Annotated in this window: 16 protein-coding genes; 11 read left to right on the top strand and 5 right to left on the bottom strand. The window is 67.0% G+C overall.

Going from position 1 to position 18,579, the window contains the following annotated elements:
• Window positions 1–25 precede the first annotated feature (25 nt).
• From N2L00_RS13175 to N2L00_RS13165, 3 genes are all read left to right on the top strand, one after another.
• Window positions 26–577, top strand: coding sequence for an alpha/beta hydrolase (locus tag N2L00_RS13175; RefSeq protein WP_255765010.1), 552 nt, complete (start codon window positions 26–28; stop codon window positions 575–577).
• A gap of 10 nt (window positions 578–587) precedes the next feature.
• The gene (locus N2L00_RS13170; protein WP_255862568.1) at window positions 588–1,691 is read left to right on the top strand and encodes an ATP-dependent DNA ligase; all 1,104 of its coding nucleotides are present in this window, start codon (window positions 588–590) and stop codon (window positions 1,689–1,691) included.
• Window positions 1,692–1,806: 115 nt separating this feature from the next.
• Window positions 1,807–3,189 carry an FAD-binding oxidoreductase gene (locus N2L00_RS13165; protein WP_255862569.1) on the top strand — a complete coding sequence of 461 codons (1,383 nt, stop codon included), beginning with the start codon at window positions 1,807–1,809 and terminating at the stop codon, window positions 3,187–3,189.
• 42 nt (window positions 3,190–3,231) lie between these two features.
• Here N2L00_RS13165 and N2L00_RS13160 read toward each other — a convergent pair whose 3' ends face one another.
• Window positions 3,232–4,179, bottom strand: a complete 948-nt coding sequence (locus N2L00_RS13160) for an SGNH/GDSL hydrolase family protein (protein WP_255862570.1) — start codon at window positions 4,177–4,179, stop codon at window positions 3,232–3,234.
• Window positions 4,180–4,421: 242 nt separating this feature from the next.
• On the opposite strand from N2L00_RS13160, the gene paaZ reads away from it, so the two are divergent.
• Window positions 4,422–6,497, top strand: a complete 2,076-nt coding sequence (paaZ, locus tag N2L00_RS13155) for a phenylacetic acid degradation bifunctional protein PaaZ (RefSeq protein WP_255862571.1) — start codon at window positions 4,422–4,424, stop codon at window positions 6,495–6,497.
• A 29-nt stretch (window positions 6,498–6,526) separates the two neighbouring features.
• Here paaZ and N2L00_RS13150 read toward each other — a convergent pair whose 3' ends face one another.
• Window positions 6,527–7,177, bottom strand: coding sequence for a CGNR zinc finger domain-containing protein (locus N2L00_RS13150; protein WP_255862572.1), 651 nt, complete (start codon window positions 7,175–7,177; stop codon window positions 6,527–6,529).
• 206 nt (window positions 7,178–7,383) lie between these two features.
• On the opposite strand from N2L00_RS13150, the gene N2L00_RS13145 reads away from it, so the two are divergent.
• Window positions 7,384–8,694, top strand: coding sequence for an MFS transporter (locus tag N2L00_RS13145; protein WP_255862573.1), 1,311 nt, complete (start codon window positions 7,384–7,386; stop codon window positions 8,692–8,694).
• Between the two features lie 19 nt (window positions 8,695–8,713).
• Here the strand turns inward: N2L00_RS13145 and N2L00_RS13140 are convergent, their stop codons facing one another.
• The 3 genes from N2L00_RS13140 to paaI are packed head-to-tail and all read right to left on the bottom strand — an operon-like array spanning window position 8,714 to window position 11,297.
• Window positions 8,714–9,424, bottom strand: a complete 711-nt coding sequence (locus N2L00_RS13140) for a TetR/AcrR family transcriptional regulator (RefSeq protein WP_255862574.1) — start codon at window positions 9,422–9,424, stop codon at window positions 8,714–8,716.
• A 29-nt stretch (window positions 9,425–9,453) separates the two neighbouring features.
• Window positions 9,454–10,806, bottom strand: a complete 1,353-nt coding sequence (paaK, locus tag N2L00_RS13135; RefSeq protein ID WP_255765003.1) for a phenylacetate--CoA ligase PaaK — start codon at window positions 10,804–10,806, stop codon at window positions 9,454–9,456.
• Entirely contained in the window at window positions 10,803–11,297 is a 495-nt protein-coding gene (gene paaI, locus N2L00_RS13130; RefSeq protein WP_255765002.1) for a hydroxyphenylacetyl-CoA thioesterase PaaI, read from the bottom strand. The genes paaK and paaI overlap by 4 nt, the downstream gene beginning before the upstream one ends.
• 210 nt (window positions 11,298–11,507) lie before the next feature.
• On the opposite strand from paaI, the gene N2L00_RS13125 reads away from it, so the two are divergent.
• From N2L00_RS13125 to N2L00_RS13100, 6 genes are all read left to right on the top strand, one after another.
• Window positions 11,508–12,341: a VTT domain-containing protein gene (locus tag N2L00_RS13125; RefSeq protein ID WP_312847301.1), complete on the top strand. Its 834-nt coding sequence runs from the start codon at window positions 11,508–11,510 to the stop codon at window positions 12,339–12,341.
• 374 nt (window positions 12,342–12,715) lie between these two features.
• Window positions 12,716–14,014 carry an ABC transporter substrate-binding protein gene (locus N2L00_RS13120; RefSeq protein ID WP_255765000.1) on the top strand — a complete coding sequence of 433 codons (1,299 nt, stop codon included), beginning with the start codon at window positions 12,716–12,718 and terminating at the stop codon, window positions 14,012–14,014.
• Between the two features lie 90 nt (window positions 14,015–14,104).
• Complete coding sequence (locus N2L00_RS13115; RefSeq protein ID WP_255764999.1) at window positions 14,105–15,064, top strand: carbohydrate ABC transporter permease; 960 nt, start codon at window positions 14,105–14,107, stop codon at window positions 15,062–15,064.
• Entirely contained in the window at window positions 15,061–16,005 is a 945-nt protein-coding gene (locus tag N2L00_RS13110) for a carbohydrate ABC transporter permease (protein ID WP_255862575.1), read from the top strand. The genes N2L00_RS13115 and N2L00_RS13110 overlap by 4 nt, the downstream gene beginning before the upstream one ends.
• A 2-nt stretch (window positions 16,006–16,007) precedes the next feature.
• Entirely contained in the window at window positions 16,008–17,474 is a 1,467-nt protein-coding gene (locus tag N2L00_RS13105; protein ID WP_374676599.1) for a GH1 family beta-glucosidase, read from the top strand.
• Window positions 17,471–18,523, top strand: coding sequence for a LacI family DNA-binding transcriptional regulator (locus tag N2L00_RS13100; RefSeq protein WP_255862577.1), 1,053 nt, complete (start codon window positions 17,471–17,473; stop codon window positions 18,521–18,523). The genes N2L00_RS13105 and N2L00_RS13100 overlap by 4 nt, the downstream gene beginning before the upstream one ends.
• The last annotated feature ends 56 nt before the right edge of the window (window positions 18,524–18,579 follow it).

Here is an 18,579-nt window from a genome sequence, read left to right as displayed (position 1 = left end):
GAACCAGCGAAAGGAAACAGCCCTCATGCACATCACCATGGTCCCGGGCTATCAGGGCTCACCGCCGGAGCAGTGGCAGAGCCGCTGGGAAGCGGAGCTGCCGGACGTCACCCGCATCGCGCCGTCGTCGTGGGATGAACCCGAGCTTCAGGACTGGATGGCGGCGCTGGACCGGGCCGCCGGCGCGCAGAAGGGGCAGACGGTCCTCGTGGCCCACAGCCTGGGCTGCCTGGCCGCGGTGGAGTGGCTGCATCGAAACCCCGACGGCGCCCGCGGAGTGTTCCTGGTCAGCCCGCCGGATCCCGTTGCCGCCTCGTTTCCGCAGGCCGCGGAAACGTTCCGGAATCCGCGGATGCAGGAACTGCCAGTGCCCGGCCTCCTGATTGCCAGCGAGAGCGATCCGTACTGTGCGCTGCCGTCCGCCCAAAGCATCGCTGCGGCCTGGAAACTGCCCGTTATCAACGCCGGCGAGCTCGCCCACATCAACGAAAAGAGCGGGGTGGGCTACTGGGAGCAGGGCCGCGACCTGCTCACGGCCTTCACCGCAGGGCTGGGGGAACCGGCCGCAATCGGATAAGAATGGGCACATGGACCTTCCAGTGATGCCCCCGGTTGCGCCGATGCTGGCCAAATCCGTCAGCGCCCTGCCCCGCGGGGACTACCTGTACGAACCCAAATGGGACGGATTCCGGTCCATCATTTTCCGGGACGGCGACGACGTCGAGATCGGCTCCCGGAACGAAAAGCCGATGACGCGGTATTTCCCCGAACTCGTGGAAGCACTTAAAGCGAACCTGCCGGAGCGGTGCGTGCTGGACGGCGAGATCGTCATGGTGGCTCCGGACGGCAAACGGCTGGACTTCGAACTGCTGCAGCAGCGGATCCATCCCGCCGCCAGCCGGGTGAAGCTGCTCGCGGAGGAAACTCCGGCCCGGTTCGTGGCCTTCGACCTGCTGGCCCTGGGCGACGTCGACTACCGGAACCGGCCCTTCTCCGAACGCCGGGAGGCCCTGGTGCAGGCGTTGAAAACGGCGCAGGCACCGGTGTCCGTCACCGCCGCCACCGACGACGCCGACCGGGCGCAGGACTGGTTCGGCCGTTTTGAAGGTGCGGGCCTGGACGGCGTGGTGGCCAAACCCCTGGCCGGACCCTACGCGCCGAACAAGCGCACCATGGCCAAGCTCAAGCACGAACGCACGGCGGACTGCGTGCTCGCCGGCTACCGGGTGCACAAGTCCGGCCCCGATCTGATCGGCTACCGGGTGCACAAGTCCGGCCCCGATCTGATCGGCTCCCTGCTGCTGGGGCTCTACAACGACGACGGCGTGCTGGTGAACGTGGGGGCGGCAAGTTCCTTCCCGATGGACCGCCGCCGGGAACTGTTCGAGGAACTCCAGCCGCTGGTCGCCGTCGAGGACGGACACCCGTGGGCCGAGGGGGAGCAGGAGAAGGGGACACGCACCCCGCGCAACTCCGAGGGCAGCCGATGGAGCGGGAAAAAGGACTTCTCTTTCGTGCCGCTGCGCCCGGAACGGGTGGTGGAGGTGCGCTACGACCACATGGAGGGCGAGCGGTTCCGCCATGTGGCCCAGTTTTCCCGCTGGCGGCTGGACCGCACGCCCGAATCCTGCACTTATGAGCAGTTGGAGGAACCGGTGAAGTTCGATCTGGCGGAGGTGCTCGGAAGCTAGCGGAAATTGTCCGGCGGGGCTAGGCAGGGAAGCACTTCGGTGCCTAGCATTTTTTGGCGGCATCTCCGGTCCGCGGGCCCGGCGGCCGCGGACACCCGCCCACAAGGAGCCAAAGATGATCCAGGCAGCCGACCTCGAAACCCTCCGCAACGTAGTCCACGGCCCGCTGAACAGTCCCGGGGAACCGGGGTACGCCGTCGACACCGCCGGCTTCAACCCCTCGGTGATCCAGCGTCCCGATGCCGTGCTCGGGGCAGCCGCCGTCGAGGATGTACAGAATGCCGTCCGCTGGGCAGCTGAGCGCGGTATTCCTGTCGGGATGCAGGCGACCGGCCACGGTGCTGCCGCCGTGATGGACGAGGGCCTGCTGATCAACACCTCCCGGCTGCAGGACCTGGCGGTGGACCCCGACGCCGGCACGGTCACCGTGGGTGCCGGCGTCCGCTGGCGCTCCGTGCTGGAGGAGACAGTGCTGCTCGGGCTTACGGGCCCCCACGGCTCCTCCGGAACCGTGGGAGTGGTGGGCTACGCGTCCGGCGGAGGGCTGCCGCTGATGGGCCGGGCGCTGGGATTCGCCAGCGACCATGTGCAGGCTATCGATGTTGTGACTTCCGACGGCAGCCTGAGGCACCTCGAAGGAGGCAGCGCCGAAGACGCCGGGTTGTTTGCGGCGCTGCGCGGCGGCAAGGGCAATTTCGGCGTCATCACGTCCATGACGCTCGGGTTGACCCCGTTCCGGGAGTTTTACGGCGGCGGCATCATGTACCCGGAAGATGCCGGTCCGGAGGTGCTGGCTGCGTTCCGAGCCTGGACACCCCAGCTGCCGACGGATGTTTCAGCGTCCCTGGCCTTCCTGCACCTGCCGGATGTCCCGTTCCTTCCCGAGGAACTGCGCGGTACCGCACCGGTGCACCTGCGGTTCGCGGTGTTCGGCAGCCGGGAAGAGGGCGACACGCTGCTGGAACCCATGCGGCATGTATCCGCGCCCTTCATGGATACGGCCGGGCCGATGGACTACGGGGCAGTAGGCAGCATCCACATGGATCCGGACGAACCGGTGCCCGGCCTGGACCGCGGGACCCTGCTGGCCGAGCTGCCCGATGAACTGGCGGCCGGTTTGCTGGGCCAGGTGGGGCCGGGATCGCATACTCCGCTGATGATGACGGAAATCCGGTTGATGGGCGGATCCCTGGCTCTGGATCCTCCGTTCGAGGATGCGGTGTCCGGCCGGCAGGCAGGCTTCAACCTCTACTCCGTGGGACTCAACGTCCCGCCGGCTGCGGACGCCACAGCAGCGGCCCTGGATCTGCTCGACGTCGTCGTCGGCCCCTACACTGCGGGTGCGCTGGTCAACCTCAGCGGACCGGCACGCACGGAGGCGGGCGCCCAGCCTGCGTGGGATCCGGAGGTTTTCGGACGGCTGCAGGCGGCCAAGGCCGCCTACGATCCGCAGAACCTCTTCCGGTTCGGCCACGCGGTTCCGCTGCCGGCCTCCTGAGAACGGTTTCTGTGGCTGGGTCGACCCGTACGGAAGGTGGCGCTACCGATGGTGCCCTCGCCGGCAGCCGACCCCGAACTCGCTGCCTGCGTCCTCGAGGATGGCCGCGGTGTAGCCCTCCCGGTAACCCGTCTCCGTGGGGTGCAGGTTGTACGGGCTTGCAGTGTCGAAGATGATCCACGAATCGGCGGAACCGACACCGTGCCCGGCAAACTCGTCCACCACGTCCACAAACACGCCGTCTTCGGGAACCTGCGCGGCGATGACGGCATTCAGGGCGTCGGTGCCGCCATTGAACAGGGCCTGTGCCTCGGCACTGAGCGGTCCCGGAGCGCCGGCTTCGAACAGATGCGGGTATCCGGTAACCACCAGGGTGGCCCGTGGCGCCGCCTCGGCAATACTGGCAAATGCCGCAGCCAGCTGCGGTGCCAGCGCGGTTTGGGCGTAAGCGGTGGCCTGCTCGATGGCCGGTGCACAGGTGGCCGGCAGCTGCGCCCCGGCGCAGGCGGCCACCACGGCACCGAACCGTACGTCGTTGCCGCCGATCGTCAGGGTCACGACGTCGGTCCGGGCGTTGAGCTCGCCGTAGGCTGAGGCATTGTTGATCTGTTGGGGCAGGTCCACCGGCGTGTCGGACGGAGTGCTCAGGGCCGTGGCGCCGGCGCAGGTGGCGTCAGCTTCCAGATCCACCCGGTTCAAGGCGTCCAGCAGGGCGGGGTAGCCCTGTGCGGTACGGCCGCAGGCGTCCAGTAGGGGACCGCCGCCGTAGCCGGAGGCGTAGGAATCTCCGAAGGCCACATAGTCGACGTCGCGTCCCCAGCCCTGACCGCCGCCGTGCCCTCCGCCGTGGCCACCTCCATGCCCGTGCCCGCCGCGGGAATCGGATTCGTGGCCGCCGGCAGTGGCCGGGGCAGTGCCTCCGGCCAGGAGGGCGGCGATGGTCAGGGTCAGGACAGCCAGACGGCGGAACAGCAGCGGTTTGGGGCTCATCATCGTGCTCCTTAGCGGGGGTATTGCAAACGTTCGAGGGCAGAAGTCTGTCGCAGGGAGGGGGCAGCGGCAACCAGCAGTATGCCGTCGCGGCACTCCGGCAGTAATTAAAGTCCAACGGGTGTGGGAAGGGCCGCTTTCGGCTAGGGTGTCGATATACCGACCGCATGGTCAGTAATCCCGCGGCAACGATGCCTGCAGGAGAGCGGCTGCGGTTTCTTCCCGTTTCGAAAGGCACCGAAATGACGGCCACCGCCATCGACGTCGAAACCGTTCCCAGCTACGTCCGGGGGGCCTGGTGGACACCGGATCCGGCCGGAGCCCGCGGCACCGAAGTGCACGATGCCAGCACCGGTGAGCTGCTGGCGCTGGTCAGCAGTGAGGGTCTGGACACCGCCGCCGTCGTCGACTATGCCCGAACCGTCGGGCAGGCCGAACTGGGGAAGTCCACCTTCCACCAGCGGGCCCTGCTGCTCAAGGAACTCGCAATGCACCTCAATGCGCAGCGCGAGGAGCTGTACGCCGTGTCCGCCCGCAGCGGCGCCACCCGGACCGATTCCCTCGTGGACATTGACGGCGGGATCGGCGTCTTGTTTGCCTACGGTTCCAAGGGCCGCCGCGAACTGCCGAACTCCACCGTGATTGTCGACGGCGCCGTGGAACAGCTCGCCAAGGACGGCTCGTTCCTCGGTGAGCACATCTACACCCGCATTCCCGGCGTCGCCGTGCAGATCAACGCCTTCAACTTCCCGGTCTGGGGCATGCTGGAAAAGCTGGCCCCGGCGTTCCTCGCCGGGGTGCCGAGCATCGTCAAGCCCGCCAGCCCCACGGGGTACATCACGGCAGCGGCCGTGCGGATGATCGTGGACTCGGGCATTCTTCCCGCCGGATCCCTGCAGCTGATTTCCGGTTCCGCGCGGGACCTCCCGGATCACCTCGATTACCGGGACATGGTCTCCTTCACCGGCTCGGCCTCCACCGCCGAACGACTGCGTGCCCATCCGCAGATCGCCGTCGGCGGTGTCCGCTTCACGGCGGAAACGGATTCGCTCAACGCGGCACTCCTGGGTCCGGACGCCGTTCCGGGTACCCCCGAGTTTGACGCCTTCATCCGCTCCCTGGTCACCGAAATCACGGCCAAGGCCGGCCAGAAATGCACCGCAATCCGCCGGGCCATCGTCCCTGCCGGGCTCGTCGATGACGTGGTTTCCGCCGCCGGGGAGCGCATCCGCGGGCGCGTGGTCCTGGGCGATCCGCGTGCCGACAACGTGACGATGGGTGCCCTGGCCTCCCGGGAGCAGCTTGAGGGGGTCCGGGAAGCGGTGCAGCGGATGCTGGCGGCCGGCGCCCAGCTGGCGCTGGGATCGCTGGACGCCCCCGACGTCGTACGCGCCGACGGAAGCGAGGGAACCTCGCCGGACGGCGCCTTCATGGAGCCGCTGCTGCTGACCTGGCCGGACAGCGACGCGGATGCCCTGCACAATATCGAAGCCTTCGGCCCCGTGGCCTCGGTGGTGGGCTACACCGACGCCGCCGACGCCGTCCGGCTGGCCGCCCGCGGCGGAGGATCGCTGGTCGCCACGGTCTGCACCAATGACCCGGACGTGGCCCGGGAAATGCTTACCGGCATCGCCGGACACCACGGGCGGGTATTGTTCCTGAACCGCGAAGACGCGCGCTCCTCCACCGGGCACGGTTCGCCTGTGCCACACCTGGTGCACGGTGGTCCGGGCCGTGCCGGCGGCGGCGAGGAGCTGGGCGGCATCCGTGCGGTGCGGCATTACATGCAGCGCACCGCCGTGCAGGGCTCACCGAATATGCTCACCGCCCTCACCGGTATCTGGCATCCGGGGGCGGACCGCCGGTTCGACGCCGGCCATCCGTTCCGCAGGCACCTCAGCGAGCTGCGGGTGGGCGACGCCGTGCGGTCGGACCTGCGGGAAGTGACCATCGAGGATATCGCCGCCTTTGCGGAGACCACCGGGGACACGTTCTACGCCCACACGAACGCTGCAGCCGCAGAGGCGAATCCGTTCTTCCCGGGCATCGTGGCGCACGGCTACCTGCTGCTGTCCTGGGGTGCGGGCCTGTTCGTGGATCCCGCGCCGGGGCCGGTGCTGGCCAACTACGGACTGGAAAACCTGCGGTTCCTGACGCCGGTGGCCGCGGGGGACTCCATCCGCGTGACGCTGACCGCCAAGAGGATCACGCCGCGTGAAACGGACGGGTACGGCGAGGTGGCCTGGGACGCCGTCCTGACCAACCAGAACGACGAACTGGTGGCCACCTACGACGTGCTGACCCTGGTGGAGAAGTAAGTTCCGGAGGGGCGAGCCAGGAGTCCGGGCTAGGCATTCCGTTTGCGGTAGGCCTGCATCTTTGTGCGGGCGCCGCAGATCTCCATGGCGCACCAGGTTCCGCCCCGGTTGCGTGAAGTGTCAAAGAAGACCCAGCGGCAGACGTCCCGGCGACACGCTTTCAGGCGCTGAAGCTGGGCCGGGTCGGCATGGACCAGGACGGCACCGATGCGGGCGAGTGCCTCGCGCACCGGGGGCTGGGGCACCGGTTCAACGCGCGGCTCTCCTCCGGAGGCCACGACCCGAACGGGAAGCTGCTCCAGGGCACGGTCCAGGCGCTCCAGGCCGACGACGGTGTCGGGTGCCGGGGTGCCGTGCAGGTGCCCGCCGTCGTCGTGCGCAGCCTCGCTGTGCCCGCCGTCGTGGTGCGTGAGGAAGAGAGAACGCAGCCCCTCCCGAAGTTCGATCGCCAGGGCAAGATCCTCATCGGTAGCCTGCGTGCCTGCCCCGAAGAGCCCATAGCTGCCCAGCCACGCCGTCAGGCTGTCGGTGTTGTCCAGGGCGTCCTGCCCGGCTTCCCTGTCGGCAGTATTGGCGAACACCTGGAGGAGCCGCAGGGGAGCAGGGGCCGGTGCGCGCCCGCCCGGCTCCGGGTATCCGCTGTCCGCAGGAACATTTGGTTCCGGAGTGTTACCACTCATATCTGATTGCCGGTAACGTATGCCGGAGCAGCGGAAAAGGACAGGCCGTCAGGGGACCCAGCTATGCACGCATCAGCTCGATCGAGGATGGCTCGTCGTCCCGACCGCCTGGCTCGATTCTTCGTCGCAGCGGGTCTCCCTTTCCGGCACATGCCTTCATTATTGCCTGTCACGCCCGCAGCCGCCGTACAGCCGAGGGCCGCGGCATGAAGGACCCAAGCTGGGTGCTGCTGCGCACCGACCGCAGTTTCCGCCGCTACTGGCTGGGGCAGGGCGCTGCCAGCGCCGGGGCCCAGGTCACGGGCATCGCGGTTCCGCTGGTTACAGCCATCGCCCTCGATGCCGGGCCGGCGGCGGTCAGCCTTGTCGCTGCGGCCGGCACCCTGCCGTACCTGCTGTTCTCGCTGGTGGCCGGGCATGTCCTGCAGGGACGGGACCAGCGGCGCTCCATGGTGGCGGCCGATCTTGCCCAATGCGTGCTTCTGGCCCAGATTCCCCTGGCCTGGGCCGGGGGATGGCTCAGCGTCCCCCTGCTGGCCGCCGTCACCTTCCTCAGCGGCTGCTGCGCGCTGATTTTCGGGTTATCGGCCTTCGCCTTTGTGCCCGCGCTCGTTGCGGACCGGGACCTCGCGCCGGCCAACCGCGCCGTCCAAGCCACTCGAACCGTCACGGAGATCAGCGGCCCGGGGCTGGCCGGCCTGCTGGTCTCGGCGGTGGGCGCTCCCGGCGCCTTGATTGCCACCATGCTTGGGCACCTGGCTTCCGCTGCGGGAGTGGCCTCGAGCCGTCCGCGGTCCCGGACTGTCGGTGCGGGCTCGACGGCGGTGGTCCCCGACCCCGGCCCCGAGCCCGGCCGATCCTCGAAACCCGCCCCGTCCAAGGAGAAGCGGCCCACCATCCTCACCGGACTGCGGATCCTGTTCGCTGACCGCCATCTGCGCGCCTTGACCGTCCATGCGGCCACCTATAACGCCGCGGAACAGATCCTGATGCTGAACCTGATTCTCTGGGCGGTGCAGCAGCAGGACGTCGGTGTTGGCGCCTATGGCCTGGCGCTGGCCGGAGCCGGTGTCGGCGGCCTTCTCGGCACCCTGGTTGCGCTCCGCCTGGCCGACAAAGCAGGCCTTGGCCCGGCATTTGCCGTTTCGCTGGTGCTGTCCTGCGCGGTGCCGCTGCTGCTGCCGGTCTGGCCGGTCACCGGGTGGACCCTGGCTGCTGTCATTGCTGCGGTCATGCTGCTGCGGGGCATCGGCGAGGGCAACGCCAATATCTACTCGCTGACGATGCGCCAGCAGCTCATTCCGCGGGATGAACTCACCCGCTCCGCCGGTGCCTATACCCAGGTGATGTACGGCTCCATTCCGCTGGGCGCCCTGCTGGCCGGCGTCGTCGGCGAAACGCTGGGGGTCCGCGCCGGAGTCCTGATCGGCGCCGTCGGGCTGGTGCTCTCCGCGGTGCCGATGCTCACCCCCGCGTTCCTGCGGCTCCGCACCATCCCTGTCCCTGCCGCCGCCTGACGGCTGCGGGGACACATGCTCAGGCCCGGCGGGTGTGCAGCCCGTCGAAAACCATGGTGATGATGTTGTCTGCGAGCTTCTGCGCGGGCAGCGGCCCGCCGGGTCGATACCATTCCACGATCGAGTTGATGGTGCCGAACAGCAGGCGCGTGGTGGTGCGCGGATCGATGTCGCTGCGCACCGACCCCTCGCTGCGGGCCGCGTCCACGAGCCCTGACACCCGGTGGTCGAACTCGCGGCGGCGGGCCAGGGCACTGCGTTCGATTTCTGTGTTGCCGCGCAGGCGCAGCAACAGCGTCACGAACGGCAGTCGCTCAGTCAGCACTTCGATGGTGCCGCGCAGGACGAATTCCAGCCGGGCATCCGCCGCACCGGCCGAAGCCCGAGGGTCGTCCAGCACGGCCTCGAGTCCGTCCAGCGCATGGTCCAGCGCCAGGCGCAGCAGATCGCCCTTGGACGTTACGTGGTGGTAGATCGCGGACTTCGTGATGCCCAGATTCTCGGCCAGGATGCCCATGGACGTGGCTTCATAGCCGTGCCGGTTGAACACGTCCACGGCCACATTCAGAACTGTCTGCTGGTCGTATCCGGGCCGGCCGCGGCGCGGTCCGGATGCCGGTCCGGCCGCAGGCTCGGACCCGGGGCCGACGGCGGCAGCGGTCTGCTCCGGTTCAGTCTCGGCAGCGGGAACGGGAGCAGGTTCGGAGGAAGCTCCGGCGGCGGCAGGCATGGCGCTATTTTCCCACGTCAACGGGCGGTTCACTGCGCCGGGGCGGTATCGGTGACACGGCGCAGGTCGTAGATCCGGCGCAGCTTGCCGCTGGAGCGTGCCAGCGTCCCGGGGTCGACCACCTCAACGAGGCAGGAGGAACCGACGTGGATCTTGACCTGCGCGGCGAGTTCCAACGCAGCCGCCGCGGAGTCCGGCGTCGTGGCGTCTTCCCGGCGCTCAATCCGGACCGTGAGCTCATCCAGGCGTTCCGGGCGGGTGATTTCGAGCTGGAAGTGCGGGCTCAGCGCCGGGATGCGCAGCGCGATTTCCTCGATCTGGGTGGGGAAAAGGTTCACTCCGCGCAGGATGATCATGTCGTCGCTGCGGCCGGTGATGCGTCCCATCCTGCGCATGGAGGGCCGGGCCGTTCCGGGCAGCAGACGGGTCAGGTCATGGGTCCGGTAGCGGATGATCGGCAGCGCCTCTTTCGTCAGGGAGGTAAAAACCAGCTCGCCCGGCTCGCCGTCGCCCAGGACCCGGGTCTCGTCAAACGGGTCGATGATCTCCGGCCGGAAGTGATCCTCCCAGATATGGGCCCCGTCCTTGCTCTCCACGCACTCGCCGGCCACGCCGGGCCCCATGACTTCCGAGAGTCCGTAAATGTCGCACGCGTCCAGGTCCATCAGCGTTTCGAGTTCGTGCCGCATTTCCTCGGTCCACGGCTCGGCCCCGAGGACCGCGTTCTTCAGCGAAGTCGAGCGCGGATCGATGCCGGCCGCTGTCATGGCGTCGGCGATGGCCAGTAGGTAGGTCGGCGTGCAGAGGATGGTGTCCGGTTCGAAGTCCACGATGAGCTGGACCTGCCGCTCCGTCTGCCCGCCGGAAACGGGGATCACCGTGCAGCCGAGTCTCTCCGCGCCGAAGTGGGCCCCCAGCCCGCCGGTGAAGAGACCGTAACCGTAGGCATTGTGCACCTTGTATCCCCGGCGCACTCCGGAGGCACGCAGGGAACGGGCCACCAGGGTGCTCCAGCGGTCCAGGTCCCCGGCGGTGTAGCCGACGACGGTGGGCCGCCCCGTGGTTCCGGAGGACGCGTGGATGCGGGCCACCTGCTGCTGCGGGACGGCGAACATCCCAAACGGATACGTCGAGCGCAGGTCCTCCTTCGTGGTGTACGGGAACCGTGCGAGGTCGCTCAGTTCGCCCAGGTCGGAGGGGTGCACCCCGGCGTCGTCGAACTTGCGCCGGTACAGCGGAACCCGTTCGTATGCGTAGGCGACGGTCTGCTTCAGACGCACCAACTGGAGGGCCTCCAATTCGTCCCGGCTCATACGTTCCTCCGGGTCCAGCGTCGAGGGATCGGCTGCGGCGGACTTGATCGGAGGAGAGGGGGCTTTCATGGGCGGCTTTCGATCGAGGCGCCGGACGGTGTCCGGGCGGGGTTGGGGATGGTGCGTGAACGTCCGCGGAAGAGGGCGACGACGGCGGCGGTCCCGTCGGGGCGTTCGGACCGCACCTCCACGTCGTAGACGCCGCTGCGGCCGTTGCCGGCACGGTGCTCGGCGGAAGCCGTCAGCCGGTCACCAGCCCTGGCCGGAGCCAGGAAGGTGACGTCGGCACCGGCAGCCACCGTGATGTGTTCCCGTTCCCGTGCCGGCCCGCCGCCTTCCGGATTGCAGGCCAGGGCGAAGGCCGTGTCGGCAAACGCGAAGACCATCCCTCCGTGCCCGATGCCGAAACCGTTGACCATCTGCGGGCGGAGCAGCATCGAAATACGTGCCGTGCCGGGGCCGATGTCCAACACGTCAATGCCCATCCAGGCCGAGGCGGCGTCGTCGACCAGGAGGGGATGGGCAGGGGACGCGACCCCGGGAACCTCGGTGTCAGCCATGGGACCTCTTTTCTTTACCGAATGTTCATTAGGTAATCCCGCCAGGTGTTCGGCTGTCAAGGATTCCGGCCGTCCCGGTCGGCAGCCGCCTGCGGACCGAACTTCCAGACAGTCGGGGAATGGCCGGGGGCAGTGGCGTAACCTAGTGAGGTGACTCTCTCTGCGGCCACAGCCGTTTCCGGTCCTGTCCGCCCTCCAATGTCTTCCCTTTTGCCTGAGTGGCTGGACCCCCAGGTATTCCTTGCCGACCCGGCCCTCGCGCCGTGGGTGGTCCTGATGGTCTGCGGCATCGTGTTCGCAGAAACCGGGCTGCTGATCGGCTTCTTCCTGCCGGGGGATTCCCTGCTGTTCACCGCCGGGCTCCTGGTGGCTACGGGCACCATCGATATCAACGTGTGGCTGCTTGCTGTCCTGGTCTTCATCAGCGCCTTCGTAGGCGACCAGACCGGCTATTACATCGGCAGGAAGGCCGGCCCCGCCGTCTTTAACCGGCCGGACAGCAGGCTCTTCAAGCGGGAGAACGTAAGGCGCGCCCAGGTGTTCTTTGACCACCACGGCGGCAAAGCCGTGATCCTGGCCCGGTTCGTACCGGTGGTTCGGACCTTCACCCCGGTGGTGGCCGGCGTTGCCGAGATGAAGTACAAGGCGTTCGTTTCGTTCAACGCGGTGGGTGCGTTCGTCTGGGGCGTCGGCGTGACCCTCCTGGGCTACGTCCTCGGCGACCGCGTGCCCTTTGTCCGGGAAAACCTGGACCTGATCTTCGTGGCCGTGGTGGTGCTCTCCGTGATTCCGATTGTCATTGAGGTCCTGCGCCAGTCCCACAAGGCCGTCACCAAGGATGATGACGAGGAGGACGACGGCGAGGACAGCGGCACCGAAGCGGCTGCGTCAGCAAAGGAAGCCGGTACCGTACCGGAGCGCAACGCCGAGACCGGACGTGCCGCCGACGTCGTCGAACACTCCGGCCGGCACACCGGTTCCGCGGAAGCCCGCCGCATCACCGCACCGAAGCCCAAGGTGGAAGGCGCAGGAGCGGTCGAGTAGCCGTCGAAGCCCCGGCTGGAGAACGTCCAGCGCAAGCAGGCCCGGACCTTTTGGTCCGGGCTTTTTTGTGCCCGCCGGAGCCGTACGGCGGGGCATCCCTCGGTAACGATTTCATAACCGCCGCGGCCCCATCAGGGGGTTGACCTGCGGATACGCAGCTGGGGTGATTCTTTGCGGGGAGTGTGGGAGCGCTCCCACTTGACATGTGATTCAGCACACATCACGATGGCCTGAGCTTGTGGGAGCGCTCCCACCGTTTTATCTTGGCCGCCGGTTCGGCAGCAGGGCGCATCCGTAAGGCAGCGGCACGGAACGCGCGGAGGTATCGCGGACGCTCGTGCTTCGATACCCGGATTATGACAAAGGAGTCAGCAATGAGTACCAAACCCACTTCCGCCGGCCGTGCACGCCGCGGACCTGCGCTTGCCGCATCCGTTGCAGCCGCAGCCCTTCTCCTGACCGCATGCGGCGGGGGCGACGACGGAGCTTCCGAAGGCGACGGGACGGTGACGCTCAGCGTCAGTACCTTCAATGAGTTCGGTTACGAGGACCTGTTCAAGGAATACGAGGAGGCAAACCCCAACGTCAAGATTGTCCATGACAAGAAGGCGACGTCGGACAATGCGCATGACAACCTGAACACCAAACTCGCTGCCGGTTCCGGGTTGTCGGATATTGAAGGCATCGAGGTGGACTGGCTGCCCGAACTGAAGCAGTACCCGGACCAGTTTGCCGATCTTGCCAGTCCCGAGGTTGAGGGCCGTTGGCTGGACTGGAAGACCGAAGCCGCCACCACCGAGGACGGCAAGCTGATCGGTTACGGCACCGATGTTGGCCCCGAAGGCGTCTGCTACCGCGCTGATCTCTTCGCCGCTGCAGGCCTTCCGACGGACCGCGAGGAAGTTGCCGAGCTGCTGGAGGGCGACTGGGACCACTACTTCGAGGTGGGCGAGCAATTCACGGAAAAGTCTGATGCCGCGTGGTATGACTCGGCCATGGCTGTGTACCAGGGCCAGATCAACCAGGTCCAGAACGCCTACGAGGAAAATGACGGCACCGTCATTGCCACCGAGAACCCGGAGGTGAAGGACATTTACACCAAGGTCCTCGAGAACTCCGTGGACAAGGACCTCTCTGCCCATCTGGAACAGTGGTCCGACGACTACACGGCAGGTTTCCAGAGCGGCGCCTTCGCGACCACGCTGTGCCCGGGCTGGATGCTTGGCAGCATTGAGGGCAACGCAGCCGGCGTTGAAGGCTGGGACATCGCCAACGTGTTCCCCGGCGGCGGCGGCAACTGGGGCGGCTCGTACCTGACGGTTCCCTCGCAGGGCAAGAACCAGGAAGAGGCCATCAAGCTGGCGCAGTGGCTGACAGCGCCCGAGCAGCAGATCAAGGCCTTCGAGTCCAAGGGGACCTTCCCGAGCCAGGTCGAAGCGTATGAATCCGAAACCCTGCTGGGCTCCACCAACGAGTTCTTCAACAACGCACCGGTGGGCGAGATCCTGGTGGACCGGGCGGAAGCCGTCACCATGACGCCGTTCAAGGGCCCGAACTACTTCACCATCAACACGTCGATGGCACAGGCACTGAACCGGGTGGACGTGCTCAAGACGGATGATGCCGACTCCTCCTGGAAGAAGTTCGTAGCCAGCGTGGACGCTCTGCAGTAATCCCTCCAGGCCACCGGTGCCTGCGGCTGCATACTGCGTCGCAGGCACCGGACCACCACTTCTTGCCCTCGCAACGTTAGGAAGAAACCCATGGCCGTCACCGTCAAGCCGCCCGCCGCGCGGACGCCGGTACGCCGGGTAGGGTTCAGCAGCAGGCTGGCCCGCTGGGACGTCAAAGTCTCCCCGTACCTCTATATCTCGCCGTTCTTTATCCTGTTCTCAATCGTGGGACTGTTCCCGCTGATCTACACCGGATGGGTCTCGCTGCACAACTGGAACCTCATCGGCGGCAACCTCGGATTCAGCGGCACGGAGAACTTCACCTTCGTCCTGTCCCAGCCCTACTTTTGGAACGCCGTCGGCAATACCTTCAGCATCTTCCTGATCTCGGCCGTTCCGCAGATCATCGTGGCCATTGCCATTGCTGCGGTGCTGGACGCCAACCTGCGCGCCAAGACATTCTGGCGCATGGGTGTGCTGCTTCCCTACATTGTTGCGCCGGTGGCCGTGGGACTCATCTTCGGCAACCTCTTCGCCGACCAGTCCGGTGCCATCAACGGTGCGCTGACGTCTTTGGGGCTGAGCCCGGTTCCGTGGCATGCCAATCCTCTCGCCAGCCATGTGGCTATTGCCGTCATGGTGGATTTCCGCTGGACCGGCTACAACGCGTTGATCTTCCTGGCAGCCATGCAGGCGGTTCCGCGGGATATGTACGAAGCGGCAATCATCGACGGCGCCAGCCGCTGGCGGCAGTTCATCTCGGTGACTGTCCCCATGCTGCGGCCCACCATCATCTTCGTGGTCATCACCGCAACCATCGGCGGACTGCAGATTTTCGATGAACCGCGTGTATTCGACAATTACGGGCTGGGCGGAGCTGACCGCCAGTGGCAGACCCTGACCATGTATATCTGGGAACTCGGCTGGGGCCAGCGCAACCTGGGCCGGGCGTCAGCCGTGGCATGGCTGTTGTTCGTCATCATCGTTCTCATTGCGGCACTCAATTTCCTTATCACCCGACGCATCGCCACCCAGGGAGGACGGAAATGACTTCCGTACCCATGGTCGAACAGACCGCCGGCCGCAAGGCCGCCGAAGCAGCCAAACGCCGCCGGGACCGCGGCGGTGCGCAGCCTCCGCGCCCGTCACTGGCGCGCGGGCGGAAGACCGGCGGTTTCAACCGCCGGCCGGGCTTCCTTACCTACGGACTGCTGGGTGCCGTCATTCTTGGATCGGCGCTGCCGATCCTGTGGTCCGTCCTGGTGGCAAGCCATGACAGCACAGTGATCGCCAAGGGCGTCCCGCTGATTCCGGGCGGCAACTTCTTCGCAAACGCAGCGACGGTGCTGGATACCATTCCGTTCTGGAAAGCCCTGGGCAACAGCATCCTTGTCTCCACTGTGACTGCTGCTTCCGTGGTGCTCTTCTCTTCCATGGCAGGTTTTGCCTTCGCGAAGCTGCGCTTCAAGGGAAACAAGGCACTGCTGGTGTTCGTAGTGGCCACCATGGCCGTTCCTACCCAGCTTGGCGTCATTCCGCTGTTCATTGTGATGTCCAAGCTGGGCTGGACCGGCACCATGGGAGCGGTCATCATCCCCGGGCTGGTCACCGCCTTCGGCGTGTTCTGGATGACCCAGTACCTGCAGGACGCTCTGCCGAACGAACTGATCGAGGCGGTGCGCGTGGACGGTGCCAATATGTGGCAGGCGTTCTGGCACGTGGGCCTGCCGGCAGCGCGCCCGGCTGCGGCGATGCTGGCACTCTTCACCTTTGTCGCCACCTGGACCAACTTCTTCTGGCCGTTGATTGTGCTCAATGCGCAGAATCCGACCCTGCCGGTGGCCCTGCAGCAACTGCAGTCCGCACGCTTCGTGGACTATTCGGTGGTCCTTGCCGGCGTCGTACTCTCCACCATTCCGCTCTTCATTGTCTTTGCCCTCGCAGGACGGCATCTGGTTGCAGGAATCATGCAGGGAGCGGTGAAGGGATGACCATGAACAACAACTCCTCATTCCCGTCCGGATTCGTGTGGGGTGCGGCGACCGCCGCCTACCAGGTGGAGGGCGCTGCTTCGGAAGACGGCCGGAAGGATTCCATCTGGGACACTTTCAGCCGCGTTCCCGGGGCCGTGGTGAACGGTGACAACGGGGACATCGCCTGCGACCACTATCACCGGATGGACGATGACGTGGCCCTCATGAAGTCACTGAACCTGGACTCTTACCGGTTCTCCACGTCCTGGGCACGGATCCGGCCCGACGGCGGCCCGGTCAACGCTGCGGGGCTCGACTTCTACAGCCGGCTGACGGATTCGCTGCTCGAGGCCGGGATCCAGCCGTGGCTGACCCTGTACCACTGGGACCTGCCGCAGGCCCTGCAGGACCAGGGCGGCTGGGCCAACCGGGATACTGCCTATCGGTTTGCCGACTACGCCCTCAGCGTCCACGACGTGCTGGGGGACAGGGTGACGGCCTGGACCACCCTGAACGAGCCCTGGTGCTCGGCCTATGTCGGCTACGCCAGCGGCGAGCATGCGCCCGGACTGCAGGACCGAAAACTCGCGGTTGCCGCGAACCATCACCTGCTGCTGGCGCACGGACTTGCCGTCCAGGCGCTCAAGGGCCGGGACGCGGGCCTGGACACCGGCCTGACCCTGAACTTCACGGTCGCGGATCCCGCCGATCCGCACAACCCCGGCGACGTCGACGCAGCCCGCAGCATCGACGGGCAGTTCAACCGGATGTTCGCGGACCCCGTCTTCCACGGGAAATACCCCGAGGACGTGGTGGCGGACCTGGCTCCCTACGGCTTCGAATCCCACGTCCAGGACGGAGACCTGGCGGTCATCAGTTCCCCCATCGACTTCCTGGGGGTGAATTACTACCACGGTGATGCCTTCACCAAGACCCCGCCGACGGAACCCCTGACGACGGCGGCGCCGTCGGCACGTCCTACGGCGAGCCCGTATCCTGCCGCGGACGGGATCCATGCCGTGCGGCGCGGACTGCCGCAGACGAACATGGGCTGGGAGATCCAGCCCGAGGGACTTCGGCGGCTGCTGAACCGGCTGCAGCACGACTACACCGGGCCGGCGGGTGTGCCGCTGTACATTACCGAAAACGGTGCAGCCTTCGATGACGACGTTGTGGCCGACGGGACCGTCCAGGACCTGGACCGGCTCGACTTCATCCGCTCGCATCTGGCAGCGGTGCAGGAGGCTGTGGCGGACGGCGTCGACGTCCGCGGCTACTTTGCCTGGTCACTGATGGACAACTTCGAGTGGGCCTGGGGCTACGCCAAGCGGTTCGGGATTGTGCATGTCGATTACGAAACACTGCAGCGCACGCCCAAGGCCAGCGCCCGCTGGTACGCGGAAGCGGCAGCCACCAATGCCCTGCCCCCGGGCCTGCCGGTACCGGGCACCGCAACCCCTGCGTATGTCGTATCGTCGAAACGATGAGCAGCCTTAAGCCCGGGCCCCGGAGCGGGTCGGTGAAACCCCGGCGCAGCAGCCCCACGTTGGAAGACGTGGCGGCGCTGTCCGGTGTTTCCCGCTCGACCGTGTCCCGAGCCATCAACGGCGGTGCCCGGGTCAGCGCCCAAACGCAGGCCGCCATTGACGCGGCGATCGGGGAACTGGGGTTCACGCCCAACCGCGCGGCCCGTTCCCTGGCCACCAGCCGTGCCGATTCCATTGCCCTGGTGATCCCGGAGCCGGATGGCCGGGTCCTGGTGGATCCCTTCTTCGCCATGACGTTGAACGGAATCACGGAGGCTTTGAAGGATACCGAGGTGCAGCTGGTACTGCTGATTGCCCGGCAGGGCGAGAAGGAAGGGCAGTTCATCCGATACCTGCGCAGCGGCCACGTGGACGGAGCCATCATCGTTTCCCACCACAAAGCCGACGCCCTGGAAACCGAGCTGGCGGACGCAACGCTGCCGGCCGTGTTCATCGGCCGGCCGTGGCAGGACCGTGCCGGACTGGCTTTCGTGGATACGGATAACCGAACCGGCGGACTGCTCGCTGCCCGGCACCTTACGGGCCGCGGCTACCGGCGGATCGCCACGGTCACCGGACCGGCGGACATGACAGCCGCCCAGGACCGGACCGAGGGGTGGCGGCTGGGACTGGCCGAGGCAGGGCTCGAACCGGCCGGCGTCGAATCCGGACACTTCACCACCGAGGGCGGTGCCGCCGCCGCCGCCCGGCTGCTCGACGCCGACCCGGGCATCGACGCGATCTTCGCTGCATCCGACCCGATGGCCCTGGGTGTGCTGGAGGTTCTGCGCGAGCGAGGACTGTCCGTGCCCGGCGACGTAGCGCTGGTGGGATACGACAACCACCGGCTCGCATCCTCCAGCACGCCGGGCCTGACCACGGTGGTCAACCCGATGGTCGAGATGGCCCGGCGGGCCGCCGAGATGCTGCTGCGCGAAATCGAGGAGCCCGGTTCACATCTGGAGCCCGTCGTCTACCCGCCGGAACTGGTGGTCCGGGAGTCCGCCTAGGCTACCGGGACATTCTGCCGCCCTTCGGCTGCCTCGCTCGTTCCTCGCTCGGCGAT

Origin of the sequence: Arthrobacter sp. zg-Y1171 (assembly GCF_025244845.1) — a bacterium.
Lineage (GTDB): Bacteria > Actinomycetota > Actinomycetes > Actinomycetales > Micrococcaceae > Arthrobacter_B.
This window is presented reverse-complemented; position numbering and strand designations above follow the sequence as displayed.

Excerpts from the sequence above, each read along its gene's own strand:
- N2L00_RS13175 (WP_255765010.1), top strand. The coding sequence starts at position 26 with ATGCACATCACCATGGTCCCGGGCTATCAGGGCTCACCGCCGGAGCAG.
- N2L00_RS13160 (WP_255862570.1), bottom strand. The coding sequence starts at position 4,179 with ATGAGCCCCAAACCGCTGCTGTTCCGCCGTCTGGCTGTCCTGACCCTG.
- N2L00_RS13110 (WP_255862575.1), top strand. The coding sequence starts at position 15,061 with ATGACTTCCGTACCCATGGTCGAACAGACCGCCGGCCGCAAGGCCGCC.
- N2L00_RS13150 (WP_255862572.1), bottom strand. The coding sequence starts at position 7,177 with ATGAGTGGTAACACTCCGGAACCAAATGTTCCTGCGGACAGCGGATAC.
- N2L00_RS13105 (WP_374676599.1), top strand. The coding sequence starts at position 16,008 with ATGAACAACAACTCCTCATTCCCGTCCGGATTCGTGTGGGGTGCGGCG.
- N2L00_RS13165 (WP_255862569.1), top strand. The coding sequence starts at position 1,807 with ATGATCCAGGCAGCCGACCTCGAAACCCTCCGCAACGTAGTCCACGGC.
- paaZ (WP_255862571.1), top strand. The coding sequence starts at position 4,422 with ATGACGGCCACCGCCATCGACGTCGAAACCGTTCCCAGCTACGTCCGG.
- N2L00_RS13145 (WP_255862573.1), top strand. The coding sequence starts at position 7,384 with ATGAAGGACCCAAGCTGGGTGCTGCTGCGCACCGACCGCAGTTTCCGC.
- N2L00_RS13140 (WP_255862574.1), bottom strand. The coding sequence starts at position 9,424 with ATGCCTGCCGCCGCCGGAGCTTCCTCCGAACCTGCTCCCGTTCCCGCT.
- N2L00_RS13120 (WP_255765000.1), top strand. The coding sequence starts at position 12,716 with ATGAGTACCAAACCCACTTCCGCCGGCCGTGCACGCCGCGGACCTGCG.
- paaK (WP_255765003.1), bottom strand. The coding sequence starts at position 10,806 with ATGAAAGCCCCCTCTCCTCCGATCAAGTCCGCCGCAGCCGATCCCTCG.
- paaI (WP_255765002.1), bottom strand. The coding sequence starts at position 11,297 with ATGGCTGACACCGAGGTTCCCGGGGTCGCGTCCCCTGCCCATCCCCTC.
- N2L00_RS13100 (WP_255862577.1), top strand. The coding sequence starts at position 17,471 with ATGAGCAGCCTTAAGCCCGGGCCCCGGAGCGGGTCGGTGAAACCCCGG.
- N2L00_RS13115 (WP_255764999.1), top strand. The coding sequence starts at position 14,105 with ATGGCCGTCACCGTCAAGCCGCCCGCCGCGCGGACGCCGGTACGCCGG.
- N2L00_RS13170 (WP_255862568.1), top strand. The coding sequence starts at position 588 with ATGGACCTTCCAGTGATGCCCCCGGTTGCGCCGATGCTGGCCAAATCC.